Origin of the sequence: uncultured Streptomyces sp., assembly GCF_947488945.1 — a bacterium.
Taxonomy (GTDB): domain Bacteria; phylum Actinomycetota; class Actinomycetes; order Streptomycetales; family Streptomycetaceae; genus Streptomyces.
Genome location: NZ_CANLBS010000069.1, coordinates 1 through 1,160, shown reverse-complemented (window position 1 = coordinate 1,160; position 1,160 = coordinate 1). Strand labels below are relative to the sequence as shown.

General features: G+C 66.1%; 1 protein-coding gene. It reads right to left on the bottom strand.

Going from position 1 to position 1,160, the window contains the following annotated elements; translation table 11 throughout:
* Window positions 1-184: 184 nt before the first annotated feature.
* The gene (locus Q0994_RS33845; protein ID WP_299542563.1) at window positions 185-904 is read right to left on the bottom strand and encodes a hypothetical protein; all 720 of its coding nucleotides are present in this window, start codon (window positions 902-904) and stop codon (window positions 185-187) included.
* Window positions 905-1,160: the final 256 nt, after the last annotated feature.

The window sequence follows — 1,160 nt, the reverse complement described above, 5'->3', positions numbered from 1 at the left end:
GGGGTAGTCGCGGACGACGAGCGCCCCGTCCGCGCCCGGAACGGCCCTGGTGCCGAGGGGCTGCCCGGTGGCGGCGTTGACGATCTCCAGCTTCAGTTCGTGCGTGGGCACGGGCATCGTGGTGCCTCTTCCAGGCGGGTGGTGCGACGGCTCAGGGCAGATGTGGGGCGATGGTGGCTGCGGCTCACGTGAAAACGTGGTGGTAGGGGACGTCCCACTCATTGGGCAGCCGCGGGTAGAACGTGTTGATGACCGTCCCCGTGAAGTCCCCGCCCCAGTTGTAGGTGAGCCGCGCTTCGCTGTCCTTCGCCACCGTGTGGTCCTTGAACCCGAGGATGGCGTCGGGGTGGGTGATCGGCACGAAGGTGATCCCGCCCCACGGCGTCACCGTGACGACCCACAGCTGGGTGTCCTCCACCGCCCCGTTCTTCCCGCGCCACTTGTCGGCCACCTTGGCCGGCAGACCCACCTGCAGGGTGTCGGCCGTGCTCTGCGGGGCGTCCTGGTGGACGGTGACGCGCCTTCGCTGCGGCTTCGGCGTTCCGTCGTCGCCGCGACCGGCGTCCGCGTCGGCTGTGCCGGCGGGCGGGGGCGTCACCTGGCCCGCGGCGCTCTCGATGAAGTACAGCGGCCGCTGGCCGAAGAAGCCGCCGGGGGTGATGTGCCAGAGGTGGCCCTGCGCGTCCTTGGTGGCCGGGTCGAGCGCGGTGGCCAGCTTCACACCCTTGTCGTGGCTGCTCGCCGCCAGGTCTGCGGGCCTGAGGTAACCGCCGTTGAAGGCGTGGACGAGCATGACCGGCCGGTTCTCGACCAGCGCGGCCACGATTGCGTTGTCGTAGCTGTTCACCGCTACCGGGCCGCCGACCACCAAATTCGCCATTGCCGTGCGTTCTTGGGTGTACATCGCGGAAACCTCACCTGTTCTTGATGTGGAGAACAACGCCTCAGGCGCTCAGTGGAATTGTTTATCACGCGCCATTGCTGGACGTTCCATCAGTCGTGATCGATCGGGCTCCATAAGCGAATATATGATCGGAGTAAATGCACCCAAAGTGGCAACTTTCGAGGTCAGAGTGCTGGGAAGAGGTGCCGGACGGTCCTCGATCGAGTGATCAAAGCCGCCGCAGATTTTTGATCACCCGTTTGAGTCCGATACCCGG

Excerpts from the sequence above, each read along its gene's own strand:
- Q0994_RS33845 (WP_299542563.1), bottom strand. The coding sequence starts at position 904 with ATGTACACCCAAGAACGCACGGCAATGGCGAATTTGGTGGTCGGCGGC.